The organism is Agromyces cucurbitae (assembly GCF_058349945.1).
In genome coordinates this window covers 993,366-1,011,565 of record NZ_JBYRES010000001.1, presented here as the reverse complement: position 1 = coordinate 1,011,565, position 18,200 = coordinate 993,366, and the positions used below count along the sequence as shown (strand labels likewise).

Sequence of the window (18,200 nt, the reverse complement as noted above, 5' to 3'; positions counted from 1 at the left end):
AACGGATGCCTCGGGGTCGCGCGGCCCCGAGGCATCCGTGCTCCTACGCGCGCACCGCCCGACGTGGGCTCGGCCGCGCGGCGCCGGCCGACTCGACCGCGTCGCGGCGCATCCGACGGGCGAGGTACGCCGCGTCGCGCCCGAGCCCCGGCAGTGTCGCCGAGACGAGCGCGTACAGGAGGTCGAGCCCGACCGCGTAGAGCCCGGGCACGTCGTCGACCACGCCCCGCCGCTGCCGCAGCCGGCCCTCGTCGTCGAACGCGGGAAGGTCGAGCCAGGCGAAGTCGTCGCGGTATCCCGTGCACCAGATGACGTCGGCCACCTCGAGCGCCTGCCCATCGACGACGGGCAGTCCGCCGTCGACCCCTGTCACGCGGCCGACGCGTGCGATGCCGGCCGCCTCGAGATCGCCGAGCCTCGTCCGGATGAGCGGCGCCGCGCGGTGCTCGAACCCGGGGAGGACGCGCCGCCCGATCGGGCTCCCGTACGAGAGCACGTGCAGGCCCGCGAAGCGGATGACCGGCAGCCCGAATCGCGCGAGCGCGCGACCGTGCCGGAAGGGCAGCTGGCCGCTCGGGGTGCCCGCGACGGTGGTCGGGTGCTCCCGGCGCAGGTCCATGGCGATCTCGGCACCCGAGTTGCCGAGTCCGACGACGAGCACGGGCCCGGGGCGCAGCTCCGCGGAGCTCCGGTAGTCGTCGGAGTGCAGCTGGAGGATCGACGGGTCGAGGTCTGCCGCGAACGCCGGGATCCGCGGCACCTGATGCCCGCCCGAGGCGATCACCACGTTGCGGGCGGTCCACGAGCGTGCGCCCGCCTCGACGACGAAGCCGCCCTCGCCACGGCCGACCCGCTCGACCCGCACGCCCAGGTGCATCGGCAGGTCGAAGCGCCGCGCGTACGACTCGAGGTAGTCGGCCATGTCGTCCTTCGTCGGGAAGGCGAGGCGATCACCGGGGAACGGCAGGCCGGGCAGGCCGTCGTACTTCGCGGGCGTGAACAGCCGGAGCGAGTCCCAGCGCCCCCGCCAGGCGTCGCCCACGCGTTCATGCGCATCGAGGATGAGCACGTCTCGTCGCTGACGCCGTGCGAGCAGGTAGCCCATGGCCAGCCCGGCCTGGCCCCCGCCGACGATCACCGTGTCGAGCGGTCGCGGCGAGGCCGGCGATTCGTAGTTCGTCTCGTTCATGGCGGCACGGTAGGCCGACGCCCGACGGCGCCGCGTCGGAGGAATCCCCCATCCGGCCCTCAGTCGGCCAGGCCGTGACGGAAGGCGTACGCGGTCGCCGCCGAGCGCGACGTCAGGCCGAGCTTGCCGAAGATGTTGCTGAGATGGCGCTCGACGGTCTTCTCGCTCAGGTAGAGGGTCGCCGCGATCTCGCGGTTCGTGCGCCCGGCGGCGACGAGCCGCAGCACCTCCACCTCGCGCGACGACAGGCCGCCCGGTGCGCGCACCTCGGGCTCCAGCGCCGCGAACGCCGATGCTGCGCCGAGGTCGTCGAACGTCGCCCGGGCGGCGTCGAGCTCCATGACCGCAGAGGCCTCGTCGCCGGCCGCCCGGCAGCAGCGCGCCGCGAGCACGCGGCAGCGCGCCGCCTCGAACGGCACGTCGAGGTCGCGCCACCTCGCCCAGGCCCGCCGCGCGGTCACGAGGGCCGCGGCGGCGTCGCCCTCGGCCAGGAGCACCTGCGACTCGGCCGCTTCGGCGATCGCGCGCAGCATGGGCGTCGCGCCCGCTCGCACGAGGGCGGCGAGCTCGTCGGCGGCTTCACGCGCCGCGCCGGGGTCGCCGGCTCCGAGCTGGATCTCGACGATGGCGCCGAGCAGCGCCCGGCGTTCGGACGGGTCGACGCGATCGGCCGTGGCGAGGATCATCCGGCGCGCGGTCGCGGCTTCGCCCTGCGCGAGCCGCAGCAGCGCGAGGCCCGGCTGCGGATCGAAGCCCGTGCGCGCGGCCCGCTCGTACGCCGCCTCGGCCTCCGGCTCCTCACCGCGCAGTCGATGCACCTCACCCTGGAGGTAGGCGGAGGCGTAACTGCCGTCGTGGTCGCCGCGCTCCGACCGCGACCACCCTTCTTCGGCGGCCGCCTCGGCCTCGGCCCAGGCGCCGTGCATCAGGTAGAGGGCCGCCCGGTTCGCGTGGCACTGCCCGGTGAAGACGACGGTGTCGGGTCGCTCGGCGCACCAGCGGTCGAGCGCCCGGGTCCACTCCTGGGCACGATGCAGGTCGAAGGTTAGCCGACACGACTGCAGCAGTGCGCAGTACACGATGCCCGATGCGACCGGCGAGACCTCGCCCGCCGTGACGGCGACCATCACCTCGTCGAGCAGCGCCATGCCCGCCGCGGTGTCGCCCACCATGATCTGCGACTGCCCGAGGCCGAGCGCGGCGAGCGCGGCGATGTCGGCGTCGTGCGCCGCGCGCGCGAGCCGCCCCGCCTCGTCGAACAGGCGCGCGGCGCCTGCGCCGTCGCCGCCGTAGAGCGCCTGCAGCGCCCGTGGGATGAGCAGGAAGCCGTGGTCGACATGATCGGCCGGGCTCTCGCCGACGATGCGCTCGGCTCGCGCGAACCATCCGCCGCCGCGTGCGCGGTCGCCGGCGTTCGACAGCACCATGCCGAGCCAGGCCGCGCAGCGGACGGCCCCGGCGCGGTCGTCGGCGGCGAGGTAGAGCTGATGTGCCCGCGTGAGCCAGTCGACGCCCTCGGCGGCCCGGCCGACGAGGAACGCCGCCGTCGCGAGGTTCTCGAGGTCGGCCGCGGTCGCGGCCGTCTCGCGGTCGGCGAGGTCGAGGCCGTCGATCGCATCGTGCCAGCGGTGATCGCGATACGCGGCGCGACCGAGGTCGAGTGCGGCACCGTCCATGACGCCTCCAGCAGCGGGCGTCGCCGAGGTCGACGGGTGCGGCCTCTCCGGCAGCGTCCGCCCTCAGGCTAGCCCTGCACCGGCTCGCGCGGCAACGAGGCGGGGCGCCCGTCGCTCCGCGTTCGGCCCATTCGCGCCGACCGGACGCAGAGGGCGAGCAGGATCGCGCACGACACCAGGTAGAAGGCGTGCAGCGCCCAGACGGGTCCGAGCGGGAGGCTGAACACGTAGAGCGAATAGACGAGGTTCGCCGCATTGATGAGCACGACGCTCATGAGGCTGTACGACGAGACATCCCCGGTGCGCAGCGCCTTGCGAAGCATCGGCAGGTTGCTGACCGCGAAGACCACGGTCGAGGCCGCCCCGGCGATCATCGGAATGTCCATGCGCCGAAGCTACGACTCACGCCCCCCGGGCGCATCGGTCGGATCACCGATGCCGTTCGCCCCGCGTGGGGGATCTCCCCCATCGGCCGCAGCAGGGCTCGGCCGCAGCAAAGCTCGGGCGCAGCAGGGCTCGGGCGCAGCAGGCTCGGCCGCGGCTCAGCGCCGCGTCTTGTCGAGCTGCGCGTCGATCTGCGCGATGCGCTCGGTGAGGATGCGACGCAGCAGGTCGTCGGGCACCGGATGCTGCGCCGTGAACTGGAGCGCGCCCGTCGACCAGGTGAGCCCCGCCGCGTCGAGCTCGGCCGCGAGGCCCGGCAGGATCTGCCCGCTGAACGGGTACAGCCCGAGGTGCTTCTTCGCCTCGAGGGCCGCCGCGAACGCCTTGCCGCGGTGCAGCAGCGCGGGCATGCCGTAGCTCTCGCCCTCGGTCGCGTCGGGTGAGAGCTCACGCGCGACCGTGATGACGTGCTCGAGCGCGGCGCGGTTCTCGCCGTCGATCGAGGCCAGGTAGTCGGTGACGGTTCCCATGGCGGCATCCTGCCACGGCGCCGGCGCCGAGGGCATCCCAATTAATCATCTGGTGCTATAGCTTTAGCGCCGCAGGTATGACTATGCTGTCCCGTACCGTGCGCCCGTGGGGGCGGGCGCGAGATCAACGTCGATCGAAAGGGCGACATGTCGCAAGAAACCACCCAGCCGAAGCACCTCGGCGACGACGAGCACCTGGGAGTCCTCGGCTACGAGGGCTCCTTCAACCGCTCGATGAGCCTCTGGGCCAACTTCGCGCTCGGCTTCACCTACCTCTCCCCCCTCGTGGGCGTGTACTCGCTGTTCGCGCTCGCCCTCTCGGTCGGCGGTCCGCCGTCGATCTGGTGGATCGTGATCGTGGGCGCCGGGCAGCTGCTCGTGTCGCTCGTGTTCGGCGAGGTCGTGTCGCAGTACCCGATCCACGGCGGCATCTACCCCTGGGCCCGCAGGCTGTGGGGCCGGCGTTACGCCTGGATGGCCGCGTGGGTCTACATCTGGGCCATGATCGTGACCATCACGGCCGTGTCGGAGTACGGCTCGGGCTTCCTCGCGAGCCTGCTCGGCATCGAGATCACGCCGATGTCGACGCTGCTGCTCACGCTCGGCCTGCTCGTGCTCGCCCTGATCTTCAACTTCTCGGGCACGAAGACGCTCGCCCGGGTCGCGCAGATCGGCCTCGCCGCCGAGCTCGTCGGCGTCATCGGCGTCGGCCTCTACCTGCTGATCTTCCAGCGCAAGCAGGAGTTCAGCGTGTTCTTCGACACCATGGGCGTCGAGGGCGACGGCAGCTACGCCGCCGCGTTCCTCGGTGCGGCACTCGCTGGCCTCTTCCTCTTCTACGGCTTCGAGGCCTGCGGCGACGTCGCCGAAGAGGTCGCGAACCCCGCCCGCCGCATCCCCAAGGCGATGATCATGACGATCCTCGTCGGCGGCGTCTCGGCGCTCTTCTCGTTCGGCGGCTACGTGCTCGCGGCGCCCGACCTCGCGTCGATCGTCGCGGGCGAAGACGCCGACCCGATCCCCGGAATCCTCGAGGCGACCCTCGGGCCCGTCGGCGCGAAGATCTTCCTCGTCGTCGCGGTCACCGCGTTCATCAGCTGCGTGCTGAGCCTGCAGGCCGCCGCGAGCCGGCTGCTCTACTCGTTCGCCCGCGACGGCATGATCCCGGGCCACCGCTGGCTCTCCAAGGTCTCGCCGCGCAGCAAGGTGCCGACGAACGCGCTCATCGTCGCGTGCACGATCCCCGTCATCCTCGCGGTGCTCATCTACTTCGAGGCGACGCTGCTCACCGCCGTGACCTCGTTCGCGGTGCTCGGCATCTACGTCGCGTTCCAGATGGTCGTGCTCGCCGCCCTGCGGCAGCGGCTCAAGGGGTGGAAGCCGGCTGGCCCGTTCTCGCTCGGCGGCCTCGGCCTCGTCGTGAACATCGTCGCGCTCGCCTACGGCGTCTTCGCGATGATCCTGCTCGCGACCCCGGGCACGAGCGGCACGTTCTTCACCGACTGGATCGTGCTCATCGGCCTCGGCGTGGTCGTCGTGAGCGGCCTGCTGTACCTCTTCATCGCGCGCCCCGACCGCAAGTCCGACGCCCCGTCGGGCGACGCGATCGCGGTCGCCGACGAGATCCGGGCCCGTACCGGCGCGGTGGCCGCGGTCGGCGCGCCGACTCGCTGACGCGCCGCGCGCTGGCGCGCGCCTGCGCCCTCGCGGCGTTCCTCCACTCCGGGGGTGCATTTCCGACACTTTCGAGCCGTTCGAGCGCTCGGATCGTCGGGAAAGCACCCCCGGAGTGCGTTCGCGCCCGGACGCGGTCGGCGCGTGCCGCGCGTGTAGGGTGAGCGGGTGATCCGTCGGCATGTCATCGTCACCGGGAGCGTGCAGGGCGTCGGCTACCGCTACCTCGCGCGCAAGCACGCCCAGCGCCTCGAGGTCACCGGCTGGGTGCGCAACCTGCCCGACGGCACCGTCGAGGCCGAGGTGCAGGGGCCGCCGAACACCGTGCGCGAGATGATCCGGCGCCTCGAGCAGGGCCCGCCCGGCTCGCACGTCACGGGCGTCGAGGTCGCCGAGCTCGACCCGCGCGACGACGACGAGGGCTTCCAGATCGTGCGCTGACGGGATGCCAGCGCGGCGCCGCCCACGAATCGAATGGGCACTCGTCGCCCGGTTTCGGCCTGATTCCGGACGACGAGTGCCCACTCGAGAGATCGGGGCCCGTCATACGCACCGGGCGGGATGCTTCGCCGTCGCGCCGCGCGAGCACGAGGCATCCCGCTCATTGACCGGCCGATCGGTCAGGAATACCGTTGTAGTGACCCCCGAATGGGAGCCACCACCTTGAGGAGGCTGGTTTCTATGAAGAAGTGGACACGCTGGGAGGACTGGGTCGCGATCGCGGCCGGCGCCGCCGCGATGATCTCCACACTGTTCGTCCCTCCGATGGGCGCTTCGGTCGCCCTGATGCTCACGCTGGGAGCGCTCCTGGTCATCTCCGGAATCGTCAACCTCGCCGCACCCGGCCTGGTCGCGATGGAGTACATCCAGGCTGCGCTCGGCGCGCTGCTCCTCATCTCGCCGTGGATCGGCGGCTACGCCGACGCCATGACGTTCGGGGCCGCCTGGATGTCGTGGATCTGCGGCGCGGTCGCGCTCGTGGCCGCCCTGCTCGCCATTCGGCCGAGCATGCAGGCGCACCACGACGCCGTCACCCACTGAACCGGCCGCTCCCGAACGGGAACGACGAAGGCCCCGCCGGCGAACCGGCGGGGCCTTCGTGGTGGAGTCAGAGGACTCAGATGGCGTTGACGTCCAGCGGGATGCCGGGGCCGAACGTGGTCGACACGGCGCCCTTCTGGATGTAGCGGCCCTTGGCGCTCGACGGCTTGAGACGCAGCACCTCTTCGAGGGCGGCCTTCAGGTTGTCGTTGAGTTGGTCGGTCGAGAACGACGACTTGCCGACGACGAAGTGCACGTTGGCGTGCTTGTCGACGCGGAACTCGATCTTGCCGCCCTTGATGTCGGAGACGGCCTGGCCGACGTTCGGGGTGACGGTGCCGGTCTTGGGGTTCGGCATGAGGCCGCGGGGGCCGAGCACCTTGCCGAGACGGCCGACCTGGCCCATGAGCTCGGGGGTCGAGACGGCCGAGTCGAACGCGGTGTAGCCCGCGGCGACCTTCTCGATGAGCTCGGCGCCGCCGACCTCGTCGGCGCCGGCCGCGATGGCGGCCTCGGCCGCGGGACCCGTCGCGAAGACGATGACGCGGGCGGTCTTACCGGTGCCGTGCGGGAGGATGACGGTGCCGCGCACCATCTGGTCCGCCTTGCGGGGGTCGACGCCGAGCTTCAGCGCGACCTCGACGGTCGAGTCGAACTTCGCCGAGCCGGTCTCCTTCGCGAGCGCGACGGCGTCGGTCGGGGTGTAGTACTTGCCGGCCTCGATCTTCTCGGCCGCGGCCCGGTAGGCCTTGGACTTCTGTGCCATGTTGGTTCTCCTTGCGAGAGTGTGGTCATCGCGCCTGGCGGGCGCTGCCACGAATGAGAGTTCTGAAGACGGATGCCTCGGGGCGAGGCATCCACGGGATCTCGATACGCGTCGGCTGCGCCGGCGCTACTCGATCACCGAGTGGCCTTATTCGACCGTGATGCCCATCGAGCGAGCGGTGCCCGCGATGATCTTCGACGCGGCGTCGAGGTCGTTCGCGTTGAGGTCGACCATCTTCTGCTCGGCGATCGCGCGGACCTGGTCCTGCGTGAGCTTGCCGACCTTGGTCGTGTGCGGGACGCCCGAGCCCTTGGCGACGCCGGCGGCCTTCTTGATGAGCTCGGCGGCGGGCGGGGTCTTCAGGATGAAGGTGAAGGAGCGGTCCTCGTAGACCGTGATCTCGACGGGGATCACGTTGCCGCGCTGCGACTCGGTCGCCGCGTTGTAGGCCTTGCAGAACTCCATGATGTTCACGCCGTGCTGACCCAGCGCCGGACCGATGGGCGGTGCGGGGTTGGCGGCGCCGGCGTTGATCTGAAGCTTGATCAGACCAGTGACCTTCTTCTTCGGTGCCATGATTTCTCTCTTTCTGTTCGAACGCCCTGGCGGGCACTCTCCCGTCGTTCCGGCGGTTCCGGGCGGCGGTGGTTCGTGTGGGTTCGGCGGGGCCGAACGCAGCACAACCCTCCGAGTATACCGGAGGGCTGGCTGTGTGGATTCGGTGAGCGGTTTCGAGACGCGTCGCGCTTCGCGCGGCGCTCCTCAACCAGCGGTGCTAGAGCTTGGTGACCTGGTCGAAGCTGAGCTCGACCGGGGTCTCGCGCTCGAAGAGCGAGACGAGCACGGTGAGCTTGCCGCTCTCGGGCTTGATCTCGCTGATCGTGCCGGGCAGGCCCGCGAACGAGCCGTCCTTGATGGTGATCGTCTCGCCGATCTCGAAGTCGACCTCGGCGGGGATCTGGCGGGCGGCGCCCGAGGCGGCGCCGGCCTTCGCACCCTTGGCGGGGGCGACGTCCTTCGGCTCGACGAGGCTCTTCAGCATGCCGAAGGCCTCTTCGAAGCGCAGCGGGGTCGGGTTGTGGGCGTTGCCCACGAAGCCCGTGACACCAGGGGTGTGGCGGATGACCGACCAGCTCTCCTCGTTCAGCTCCATGCGGACGAGCACGTAGCTGGGGATGCGCACGCGGGTGACCATCTTGCGCTGGCCGTTCTTGATCTCGACCACGTCTTCCATCGGCACTTCGACCTGGTAGATGTAGTCGGCCATCGCCATCGACTCGCGGCGCTGCTCGATGTTCGCCTTCACACGGCGCTCGAAGCCCGCGTACGAGTGGATGACGTACCACTTGCCCGGGAGGAAGCGCAGCTCGTTGCGGAACTCCTCGTACGGGTCGAACTCGCTGTCGGCCTCTTCTTCGACGGCCTCGAGGGCCGCCTCGGCCTCTTCGGCGGAGTCGATGTCGAGGGCGTCGTCGACGACGGCGTCGGCCTCGGGGTCGCCCGCCTCGGCGATCGCGTCGAGCACGGCCTCGAGGTCGATGTCGTTGCCCTCGTCGTCGACGAGGTGCACGGCGCGGTGCTCGGCCGGCTCCGAGGATTGCTCCTCGTGCTCGTTGACGTTGCCCGTCTGCGCCTCGTCGTCTTCAGCCGACTGCTCTGCAGCGGTGGCCCAGTCGACGTCGTCGCGCTCAGTCCTTGACACTTCTCGATCCTTCTCTTCGTGCGCCCCCGGCGCCCTGCGGGTCGTGTGGCCGAAGGCCAGATCAGACCCCCGGTGTTCCGAAGACGTACAGCACCAGCCACCCGAACAGCTGGTCGAGGCCCCAGACGAGCGCCATCATGATGATGACGAACACGAGCACCACGACCGTGAAGCTGACAAGCTCCCTCCGCGTGGGGGTGACGACCTTCTTCAGCTCAGCGATGACCTGCCGGATGAACAGGGCGATGCGCGAAAAGGGATTCCGACGCGCCGCGCGATCGCGCTTCGCGTTGGCGACGACGTCCTCACTGGGTTCGTCGATAACTTTCCGTGCCACCTCGTACACCTTTCGTGGGCCGGCAATCGCTGCCGGCTCGCAGGGCGGACAGGACTCGAACCTGCAACCTGCGGTTTTGGAGACCGCTGCTCTACCAATTGAGCCACCGCCCTAGGGCCCCGGTTGCTCGGGACGCCTCGGAATCACCCGCTCGACATCGCATCGCCGCATCCTGAAACCGTGATTTCGGGCGCAGTGAAGCTTTGCCGAGGCAAGCAACCTCAACCAGTGTAGGCGACGCGAGCGCCTCGCGCGAACCGACGCCTACATTGGAGCCATGAGCCCCGATCGCGCCGCCCGCCGCACCCCCGAACCGAGCTCGAGCGTCGAGGTCGTCGGCGAGCACTCGCAGTTCCGGCTCGACCTCGAGCGCATCCGGTTCTCGCCCTATTTCTCGCGGCTGTCGGCCGTCACGCAGGTGATCGCGCAGCCCGGCGCCGGCCCCCTCATCCACAACCGGCTCACCCATTCGATCAAGGTCACCGCCGTCGCGCGCGCCATCGCCGTCGGGTTCGCGGATGCCTCGTCGCCGGGCCACGCGCTCGCACTCGAGCACGGCTGCGACGCCGTCGTGGTGCAGGCCGCGGCGAGCGCGCACGACCTCGGCCACCCGCCCTTCGGCCACCTCGGCGAGCGCGTGCTCGACCGCCTCGCGCTCGAGACGCTGGGCCTCCCCGACGGGTTCGAGGGCAACGCGCAGAGCTACCGCATCATCGCGACCCTCGACGTGTGCGCGGCGGCACCGCACGGGCTCAACCTCACGGCGGCCGTGCGGTCGGCCGTCGCGAAGTACCCGTGGACCCGCTTCGCGACCCCGGCGCCGTTCGCCGACGGGGGGCTGCCCCGCGGCTGGCGCCGCGACGGCGACGTCGTCGAGGCGGCGAAGTTCTCGGCCTACGACCTCGACGCGGCCGACCTGGCCGAGGCGCGGCGCGGCCTCGCACCGATGGTGCAGTCGCTCGAGTGCTCGATCATGGACACCGCCGACGACATCGCGTACTCGATCCACGACGTCGACGACTTCTACCGGGCCGGCCTCTTGAGCCAGGGCGCCGTCGCGCGCGAGTTCCGCGGCTGGATGGAGGGGTCGAGCGCCCTGCGCGAGCTCGACGACGAGGCGCTCGCGCAGCGCACCGCCCCCGCCGGAGCCGCACTCGAGGCCCTGCGGCGCAAGCTCGGCCGCTCCGACGGGTGGATCGCCGACGACGACGCCTTCGCCGCGGCGGTCGACGTCGTCGCCGACGACCTCGTCGACGGACTGCTCGCGACCCCGTTCGACGGGTCGATCGCCTCCGAGCGCGCGCTCTCGTCGTTCACGAACCGGTGGATCGGGCACCTGCAGACCTCGGTCGTGCCCGCCCCCGAGGGCGTCGCCCGCACGGGCCTCGTGACGCTCGACCGCGGCGCGTGGCACGAGGTCGAGATCCTGAAGTTCGTGCACCGGCACTTCATCCTCGACCGGGCCGACATCGCCATGTACCAGCGGGGCCTCAGCCGCGTGCTCACCCGAGCGGTGAAGGGGCTCACGGCGTGGGCGACCGACGACTACGACCGGCACCGGGTGCCGCAGCGGCTGCGCGAGCTCATCGAGATCGCCGCCGAGGGGTACTCGCAGTTGCGCCGCACCCGGCCCGAGGGCGTGCCGGTTCCCGAGGCCGCCGATCTCCTGCGGCTCGCGGTCGGCCGCGGGGTCGTCGACTACGTCGCGTCGCTCTCCGACGACCAGGCGCTCGCCGTCTCCGAGGCGATCGACGGGCGCCCAGACCGCCTCTGGGACATCGGCCAGAACCTCTGAGCCGCCTTCGGCCCGCCCCCGCGATGCGTTCCGGGGGTGCATTTCCGACGTTCGCCCCGCGTGTCGCCGGCTCGGACGTCGGGAAAGCGCCCCCGGAATGAGACGTCGGGCGGGATGCCTCGTGCCGGTGCACTCAGCACGGGGCATCCGTTCACCGGGTCGTCGCCGAACCGTCGCCCGGCCGACACGGTGCCGCAGACCGCGGCCGATTGGCTCGCGACATGAGCCGAAACCTCACGCGACGCGCCCTGCCGCGCGCCATCGCCGTCACCGCCGCGACCGCCACGGCGGTCGCCACGCTGCTCACCGCCCCGGCCGCCCTGGCCGTCGGCAACGGGCAGACCACCCCGACCTCGCCCATGCAGTCGTTCGAGCCGACCCTCGTCGCACGGGCGACGCTGTCGGCCGACTTCCTCGCCGAGGGCCCCGCCTCGGGAGCCCTGGCCTCGGCCGCGAACGGGCGGAAGGGCCCGTGGGACGGCCAGGTCATCCCCGGGTTCTCGGCCGTGATCGAGAACGGCGATGGCACGTTCTGGGCGCAGCCCGACAACGGGTTCGGCTCGAAGGGCAACTCGGCCGACTTCCTGCTGCGCAACTACCTCGTGCGCCCCGCGTGGCAGACGGCCGAGGGCGGCGACGGCTCGCTCGAGGTCGAGCGCTTCATCTCGTACAACGACCGCAACGGGGTGCTCGACTTCCCGATCGTCAACGGCGCCACCGACGAGCGGCTGCTCACCGGCGCCGACTTCGACATCGAGTCGGTCGTGCGCGCGAAGGACGGCACGTTCTGGGTCGGCGAGGAGTTCGGGCCGTTCCTGCTGCACTTCGACGCCGACGGCACGCTGCTCGAGAAGCCCTTCTCGCTCGCGGGCGCCAAGTCGCCGCAGAACCCGTACCTCGAACCCGGCGAGACCCCGCGCGTGCGGGCGAGCCGCGGCTTCGAGGCGCTCGCGGGCTCGGTGAGCGGCCGCTACCTCTACCCGATCATCGAGGGCTCCTATGCCGACGACGCCGACCTGCGTCGCCGCGAGATCCACGAGTTCGACACGAAGCGCGGGGCCTACACCGGTCGCACCTGGAGTTACCAGACCGACCAGGAGGCCAATGTCCTCGGCGACGCGTTCACCGTGAAGAACGGCGTGCTGCTCGTCGTCGAGCGCGACGACTTCGAGGGCGACCAGGCGGTCACGAAGCGCGTCTACCGGGTCGACCTGAAGCAGACCTCCGCCGAGGGCTACCTCGAGAAGACGCTCGTGCTCGATGCGCTGCGCATCGCGAACCCCGACGGCCTCGGCGCCGGCGACGGCTACGGCACCGGCGAGGTGTTCTCGCTGCCCGTGCAGTCGTTCGAGACGATCGTGCAGCTGAAAGACGGTCGCCTGCTCATCGGCAACGACAACAACTACCCCGGCAACGACGCGCGCGTGCCGGGCACGCCCGACGACACCGAGTTCGCCGTGATCGACCTGGGCCGCTCGAAGATCGAGCCCGAGCTCGTCACCGTCATCGGCCACCGCGGCGCGAGCGGCCACCGGCCCGAGCACACGCTCGCCTCGTACGAGCAGGCCATCGTGCAGTGCGCCGACTACATCGAGCCCGACGTCGTCTCGACGAAGGACGGCGTGCTCGTCGCCCGCCACGAGAACGAGATCAGCGGCACGACGAACGTCGCCGCCCGCCCCGAGTTCGCGGGCCGCAAGACGACGAAGACGATCGACGGCGCCAAGGTGACGGGCTGGTTCACCGAGGACTTCACGCTCGCCGAGCTGCGCACGCTCCGCGCCAAGGAGCGCCTGCCGCAGACCCGCCCCGCCAACACCGCGTTCGACGGGCTCTACCAGGTGCCGACCCTCGACGAGGTCATCGACCTCGCCCGCCACTCGATCAGCTGCGACGGCCGCCAGGTCGGCGTCTACCCCGAGACGAAGCACCCGACGTACTTCGACTCGATCGGCCTCTCGCTCGAGGAGCCGCTCGTCGCGGCCCTCGAGGCGAACGGCGTCGACGACGCCGACGCCCCCGTCATCGTGCAGAGCTTCGAGGTCTCGAACCTGCAGGAGCTCGACGGCATGACCGACGTGGCCCTCGCCCAGCTCGTGAGCTCGTCGGGCCGCCCCTACGACTTCACCGCGGCCGGCGACCCGCGCACCTACGCCGACCTCGTGACGCCCGAGGGGCTCGCCGAGATCGCGGGCTACGCCGACGGCGTCGGACTCGAGAAGTCGGTCATGATCCCGCGCACGGCCGCCGGCACGCTCGGTGCGCCGACCCCGGTCATCGCCGACGCGCACGCGGCGGGGCTCTCGGTGCACGGGTGGACGTTCCGCCTCGAGAACCAGTTCCTGCCGGCGGAGTTCCGCTCGTCGGCCGACCCGATCGCGCCGGGCGACCTGCCCGGCGAGATCCGGGTGTTCGTCGGCGCGGGCATGGACGGCATCTTCAGCGACCAGCCCGACGTCGCCGCCACGGTCGGCTGACGTCTCGAACGTGGGGCGGATGCCGCGGCACGACGCCCGGCATCCGGCTCGCGTTCTGCTCCGGGGGTGCATTACCGACGCCTGTTCGGCGTGTCGCGGGCTCGGGCGTCGGGAATGCACCCCCGGAGCGTTCGGGACGGCGACAGGGGCGATCGGTCGGGTCGCGAGGGCACGGCGGCGAGCCCGTCGGGCGGACCGTCCGGAGGCCCGGACGACACCGGTCGAAACGCGCCTCACGGCCGTCGGGCCACGCGGTTAGACTCACCCGTGTGACCGAGAAGCCGCGCCTTTCCGCCCGTATCGCCGCCATCGCCGAGTCCGCGACCCTGAAGGTCGATGCGAAGGCGAAGGCCCTCCAGGCCGAGGGCCGCCCGGTCATCTCGTACGCCGCCGGCGAGCCCGACTTCGCGACGCCCGAGCACATCGTCGAGGCCGCCCTCGCAGCGACCCGCGACCCGAAGAACTACCGGTACACGCCCGCCGCGGGCCTGCCCGACCTCCGCGAGGCGATCGCCGCGAAGACGTTGCGCGACTCGGGCCTCGAGGCATCCGCGTCGCAGGTCGTCGTGACGAACGGCGGCAAGCAGGCCGTCTACCAGGCCTTCCAGGTGCTGCTCGACGAAGGCGACGAGGTGCTCGTGCCGACGCCCTACTGGACCACCTACCCCGAGGCCGTCAAGCTCGCGGGCGGCCGCCAGGTCGACGTCTTCGCGGGCAGCGACCAGGGCTACCTCGTGACCGTCGAGCAGCTCGAGGCCGCGCGCACCGAGCGCACGAAGGTGCTGCTGTTCGTCTCGCCGTCGAACCCGACCGGCGCCGTCTACGCGCCCGACCAGGTGAAGGCGATCGGCGAGTGGGCGCTCGAGCACGGCATCTGGGTCATCGCCGACGAGATCTACCAGAACCTCACCTACGGCTCGCTCGACTCCGAGGTCGGCAGCCCCGCACCGCGCGCCGTGTCGATCGTCGAGGCCGTGCCGGGGCTCGCGAACCAGACGATCCTCGTCAACGGCGTCGCGAAGACCTACGCGATGACGGGTTGGCGTCTCGGCTGGATGGTGGGCCCCGCCGACGTCATCAAGGGCGCCGCGAACCTGCAGTCGCACCTCTCGTCGAACGTGTCGAACATCTCGCAGCGCGCCGCGATCGCCGCGCTCACCGGCCCGCAGGAGCCCGTGGAGGAGATGCGCCGGGCGTTCGACCGCCGACGGCGGCTCATCGTCGCCGAGCTCTCGAAGATCGACGGCATGACGGTGCCCGTGCCCGAGGGCGCGTTCTACGTCTACCCCGACGTCACCGGCCTCCTCGGCCGTGAGTGGGGCGGCGTGACCCCGACCTCGTCGCTCGAGCTCGCCGACCTCATCCTCGACCAGGCCGAGGTCGCCGCGGTGCCGGGCGAGGCGTTCGGGCCCTCGGGCTTCCTGCGGTTCAGCTACGCGCTCGGCGACGAGCCGCTGCTCGAGGGCGTGCAGCGCCTGCAGCGACTGTTCGGCTGAGGCGCGTGCCCCTGGGCGACGCCGAGCTCGCGCGCCTCGCCGCGCGCAACAACGCGGAATGGTGCCGCGCGGTCGCCGCGAGCCACGGCATCGCATCGAGCCTCGCGCTCGACGGCGCGCTGTGGACGGCGGCGGCGCCGACGCCGGCCGGCTACCCCGAAGCGGTGACCCTCGAAGCCGGGCTCGATCCCGCGGCCGTGCTCGCCGCGCTCGCGCCGGGGGCGACCGCCCTGAAGGACTCGTTCGCCGACCTCGAGCCCCTCACCGGGGGCTGGGCGCCGCTCTTCGACGCGACGTGGATCATCGCCGACCCGGTCACTCCGTCGTCGACGGGCGACGATGCCGACGCCCCCGCGCTCGTCGAAGTGACGACGGCGACCGCACTCGAGGCGTGGGGGCGCGCCCACGGCCTCGCCGATGCGTTCGCCGAGCCGTTGCTCGCCGCGCCCGACGTGACGGTGCTCGCCGCGGCAGGGACCGCGGCAGAGACCGCCGGGTCGCCGGCAGCGCCGACGGAGCCGAACGGCGCAGTCGCGGCGGGCGGGGTGCTCAACCGCACGGGCGGGATCGTCGGCCTCTCGAACGCCTTCGGCGGCGGACCCGAGCTGTACCGCGCACTCCGGCGCGAGGCCGGAACGCGGTGGGCCGGCCTGCCCGTCGCCGGCTACGAGTCGGGTGCAGCGCTCGACGACGCGCTCGCCGCGGGCTTCCGGACGATCGGCCCGCTGCGCGTGCTGGTTCGCGAGCCTCAGCCGGGTCGGCACACGACGTAGACCGCGAACGACCGCGGACTGCGGTCGAGGTCGGTGCGCGCGCACTCGACGCGCCATCCGACCGCCCGATGAGCGCCGGCGGCGACCGGCCCGTCGTCGACGGCGCGCAGCCCGCCGCCCGCTCCGAGACGCCCGCCGCCGAGCGCGACGTCGCCGCGATCGCAGCGCGCCTCGGCGGTGCCTGCGACGTCGAACGGACCGATCATGGCCGCGCCGTCGCGCAGGTAGAGATCACGCACGAGACCCATGTCGTGCACCGCGACGGCCCGACCACGGGGCGGCTCCTGCCCGATCGGAGCCGCCCCGGGGATTCCCGCCTGCATGCCGGCGACCACGCCGACGCCGTACGCCGCCGCGATCGCGATGAGGGTCGCCGCGGTCACCGCCGCCGCGACCATCCAGAACTTCATGGGCCCTCCCAGCCCCCGATCGCCTGCGAGGCTAGCCCGGCCGGCGGCGGCCCGCATGCGTGCCAGCACTGCCCTCCGCCGCGGAGCACTGCCCTCCGCCGCGGAGTCGGGCCGCGAGGGCGGGTGGCGACTCAGGCGAGCGTGCGCCGGGCCTCGGTCGCGAGCGCGTCGGCGACGGCGTCGAGCAGGGGCGAGCTGAGGTTCCACTGCTGCCAGTACAGGGGCACGTCGACGGGCGCGCCGCCGAGCCGCACGAGCTCGCCCCGCTCGAGCTCGTCGGCCGACTGGAACTCGGGCAGCATGCCCCAGCCGAGCCCGAGCTTCACGGCGCTCGCGAAGTCGTTCGACGCGGGCACGTAGTGGCGGGGGGCGTGCTCGGGGTCGAGCCCGGCGGCGCGCAGCGCGTCGTGCTGCAGGTGGTCGCGTCGGTCGAAGTCGACGAGCGGCGCACGGGCGATCCAGCCGGGCAGGGCGGATGCCCCGTGGCGGGCGCCGTCGCTCCAGCGGCGGGCGAACCCGGGCGTGGCCACGGCCTCGTACCGCATGACGCCGAGCGGTCGCACGAGGCATCCGGCCACCGGGGTCGCCTGCGAGGTGACCGCGCCCATGACCGTGCCCGACTCGAGGAGGCCGGCCGTGAAGTCCTGGTCGTCGCGGTGCAGGTCGAAGACGACGGGATGCTCCTCGGCGACCCGTGCGAGCGCGGGGAGGAACCACGTGGCGAGCGAGTCGGCGTTGACCGCGAGCGGGATCGGCACGGGCCGGTACCCGGCCCCGGACCCCCTCGGGCCGCCGGCGTCGTCGGCGTCGTCGGCGTCGAGCCCGAACTCGGCGAGCGCGTCGTGCTCGAGGAGGGCGAGCTGGCGGGCGAGCCGCACGACGGCGGCGCCGGCGTCGGTGGCACGGGCGGGCTTCGAGCGCACGACGAGCACCCGGCCGAGCTGCTGCTCGAGGGTCTTCACGCGCTGCGACACGGCCGACGGGGTGAGTCGCAGCCGGCGGGCGGCCGCGTCGAAGGTGCCCTCGTCGATGACGGCGGCGAGGGTGCGGGCGAGGTCGAGCGGAATCTGCATCTGAAGCAACGCTAATGGTTCTGAAGGATCTTGAGCTGGATTGATGCGAGATCGCGACGTAGCGTCGATGGCGTGATCTCCCCCGTGCTCGCCGGCCTCGGTCTCGGCCTCTCGCTCATCGTCGCCATCGGCGCGCAGAACGTGTTCGTGCTGCGCCAGGGCATCCGGCGCGAGCACGTCTTCGCGGTCGCCGCGATCTGCGCGCTGAGCGACCTCGCGCTCATCGTCGTCGGGGTGTCGGGCATCGGCGCCGTCGTCGTGGCGGTGCCGTGGCTCATCGACGTCATCCGGTGGGCGGGCGCGGCGTTCCTCGTCGGCTACGGGCTGCTCGCCGCGCGTCGCGCGCTGCGCCCGACGGGCGACGCGCTCGTCACGGGCGAGGGGCAGGAGACGGTCGTCGCGGCGGGCACGCCGGGGCCGTCGGCGGACGGTGTGGGGACGCCCTCCGCCGACGGCCGCGGCGGGTCCGTCGCCGTCGACGCGCGACCGGCGATCGCGACGCGCACGAGCCTCGCGAGCGCCGTGCTCACGTGCCTCGCGCTCACCTGGCTCAACCCGCACGTCTACCTCGACACCGTGTTCCTGCTCGGGTCGGTGGCCAACAGCCACGGCCCCGAGGGCCGCTGGTGGTTCGCGCTGGGCGCAGGAGCGGCATCCGTGATCTGGTTCTTCGCCCTCGCCTACGGTGCGCGCCTGCTCGGCCGCGTGCTCTCGACGCCGCGCGCCTGGCGGGTGCTCGACGGCGTCATCGCGGTCGTCATGCTCGCGATCGCCGCCTCGCTCGTGCTGCCCCACTGACGGGGAATCGCGGGCGGCCCGCGACCGTGCTACCGTTTCCGACATCGTGAGCACCTTCACCTGTCGCTGCTGTCGCCGC

18 protein-coding genes and 1 tRNA gene are annotated in these 18,200 nt (G+C 72.0%); 8 read left to right on the top strand and 11 right to left on the bottom strand.

Features of this window, described 5'->3' with window-relative positions; translation table 11 throughout:
• Positions 1-43: 43 nt before the first annotated feature.
• The 4 genes from AC3RJ6_RS04715 to AC3RJ6_RS04700 form a co-directional block, all read right to left on the bottom strand.
• Positions 44-1,189: a flavin-containing monooxygenase gene (locus AC3RJ6_RS04715; protein ID WP_491425716.1), complete on the bottom strand. Its 1,146-nt coding sequence runs from the start codon at positions 1,187-1,189 to the stop codon at positions 44-46.
• Positions 1,190-1,248: 59 nt separating this feature from the next.
• A complete protein-coding gene (locus AC3RJ6_RS04710) occupies positions 1,249-2,865 on the bottom strand; it encodes a LuxR C-terminal-related transcriptional regulator (RefSeq protein ID WP_491425715.1) in 1,617 nt (538 codons plus the stop codon).
• 68 nt (positions 2,866-2,933) lie between these two features.
• Positions 2,934-3,251: a hypothetical protein gene (locus tag AC3RJ6_RS04705; protein WP_491425714.1), complete on the bottom strand. Its 318-nt coding sequence runs from the start codon at positions 3,249-3,251 to the stop codon at positions 2,934-2,936.
• Positions 3,252-3,407: 156 nt separating this feature from the next.
• Complete coding sequence (locus AC3RJ6_RS04700; protein WP_491425713.1) at positions 3,408-3,779, bottom strand: iron chaperone; 372 nt, start codon at positions 3,777-3,779, stop codon at positions 3,408-3,410.
• A gap of 147 nt (positions 3,780-3,926) precedes the next feature.
• On the opposite strand from AC3RJ6_RS04700, the gene AC3RJ6_RS04695 reads away from it, so the two are divergent.
• From AC3RJ6_RS04695 to AC3RJ6_RS04685, 3 genes are all read left to right on the top strand, one after another.
• Entirely contained in the window at positions 3,927-5,453 is a 1,527-nt protein-coding gene (locus tag AC3RJ6_RS04695; protein WP_491425712.1) for an APC family permease, read from the top strand.
• A gap of 168 nt (positions 5,454-5,621) precedes the next feature.
• Positions 5,622-5,894, top strand: a complete 273-nt coding sequence (locus AC3RJ6_RS04690) for an acylphosphatase (RefSeq protein WP_491425711.1) — start codon at positions 5,622-5,624, stop codon at positions 5,892-5,894.
• Positions 5,895-6,134: 240 nt separating this feature from the next.
• Positions 6,135-6,494 (top strand): SPW repeat domain-containing protein, encoded by a 360-nt coding sequence (locus AC3RJ6_RS04685; protein ID WP_491425709.1) that lies wholly within the window; start codon positions 6,135-6,137, stop codon positions 6,492-6,494.
• A 76-nt stretch (positions 6,495-6,570) separates the two neighbouring features.
• On the opposite strand, the gene rplA is transcribed toward AC3RJ6_RS04685, so the two are convergent.
• The 5 genes from rplA to AC3RJ6_RS04660 form a co-directional block, all read right to left on the bottom strand.
• Entirely contained in the window at positions 6,571-7,260 is a 690-nt protein-coding gene (gene rplA / locus AC3RJ6_RS04680) for a 50S ribosomal protein L1 (protein ID WP_491425708.1), read from the bottom strand.
• A gap of 147 nt (positions 7,261-7,407) precedes the next feature.
• A complete protein-coding gene (gene rplK, locus AC3RJ6_RS04675; protein WP_491425707.1) occupies positions 7,408-7,836 on the bottom strand; it encodes a 50S ribosomal protein L11 in 429 nt (142 codons plus the stop codon).
• Positions 7,837-8,035: 199 nt separating this feature from the next.
• The gene (gene nusG, locus AC3RJ6_RS04670; RefSeq protein ID WP_491425706.1) at positions 8,036-8,962 is read right to left on the bottom strand and encodes a transcription termination/antitermination protein NusG; all 927 of its coding nucleotides are present in this window, start codon (positions 8,960-8,962) and stop codon (positions 8,036-8,038) included.
• Positions 8,963-9,023: 61 nt separating this feature from the next.
• The gene (secE, locus tag AC3RJ6_RS04665; protein ID WP_491425705.1) at positions 9,024-9,299 is read right to left on the bottom strand and encodes a preprotein translocase subunit SecE; all 276 of its coding nucleotides are present in this window, start codon (positions 9,297-9,299) and stop codon (positions 9,024-9,026) included.
• A 40-nt stretch (positions 9,300-9,339) separates the two neighbouring features.
• A tRNA-Trp gene (locus AC3RJ6_RS04660) sits at positions 9,340-9,412 on the bottom strand.
• 164 nt (positions 9,413-9,576) lie between these two features.
• Here AC3RJ6_RS04660 and dgt point away from each other — a divergent pair.
• The 4 genes from dgt (at position 9,577) to AC3RJ6_RS04640 (ending at position 15,840) form a co-directional block, all read left to right on the top strand.
• Positions 9,577-11,094 carry a dGTP triphosphohydrolase gene (dgt, locus tag AC3RJ6_RS04655; RefSeq protein WP_491425704.1) on the top strand — a complete coding sequence of 506 codons (1,518 nt, stop codon included), beginning with the start codon at positions 9,577-9,579 and terminating at the stop codon, positions 11,092-11,094.
• Between the two features lie 221 nt (positions 11,095-11,315).
• Positions 11,316-13,571 (top strand): esterase-like activity of phytase family protein, encoded by a 2,256-nt coding sequence (locus tag AC3RJ6_RS04650; protein WP_491425703.1) that lies wholly within the window; start codon positions 11,316-11,318, stop codon positions 13,569-13,571.
• Between the two features lie 269 nt (positions 13,572-13,840).
• Positions 13,841-15,067, top strand: a complete 1,227-nt coding sequence (locus AC3RJ6_RS04645; protein ID WP_491425702.1) for a pyridoxal phosphate-dependent aminotransferase — start codon at positions 13,841-13,843, stop codon at positions 15,065-15,067.
• 5 nt (positions 15,068-15,072) lie between these two features.
• Entirely contained in the window at positions 15,073-15,840 is a 768-nt protein-coding gene (locus AC3RJ6_RS04640) for a hypothetical protein (RefSeq protein ID WP_491425701.1), read from the top strand.
• On the opposite strand, the gene AC3RJ6_RS04635 is transcribed toward AC3RJ6_RS04640, so the two are convergent.
• Positions 15,816-16,250, bottom strand: coding sequence for a hypothetical protein (locus AC3RJ6_RS04635; RefSeq protein WP_491425700.1), 435 nt, complete (start codon positions 16,248-16,250; stop codon positions 15,816-15,818). The two genes, AC3RJ6_RS04640 and AC3RJ6_RS04635, sit on opposite strands and share 25 nt — an antisense overlap.
• A gap of 131 nt (positions 16,251-16,381) precedes the next feature.
• Positions 16,382-17,323 carry a LysR family transcriptional regulator ArgP gene (locus AC3RJ6_RS04630; RefSeq protein WP_491425699.1) on the bottom strand — a complete coding sequence of 314 codons (942 nt, stop codon included), beginning with the start codon at positions 17,321-17,323 and terminating at the stop codon, positions 16,382-16,384.
• Between the two features lie 72 nt (positions 17,324-17,395).
• On the opposite strand from AC3RJ6_RS04630, the gene AC3RJ6_RS04625 reads away from it, so the two are divergent.
• On the top strand, positions 17,396-18,121 hold the full coding sequence (locus tag AC3RJ6_RS04625; protein ID WP_491425697.1) for a LysE/ArgO family amino acid transporter: 726 nt from the start codon (positions 17,396-17,398) through the stop codon (positions 18,119-18,121).
• Positions 18,122-18,200 lie beyond the last annotated feature (79 nt).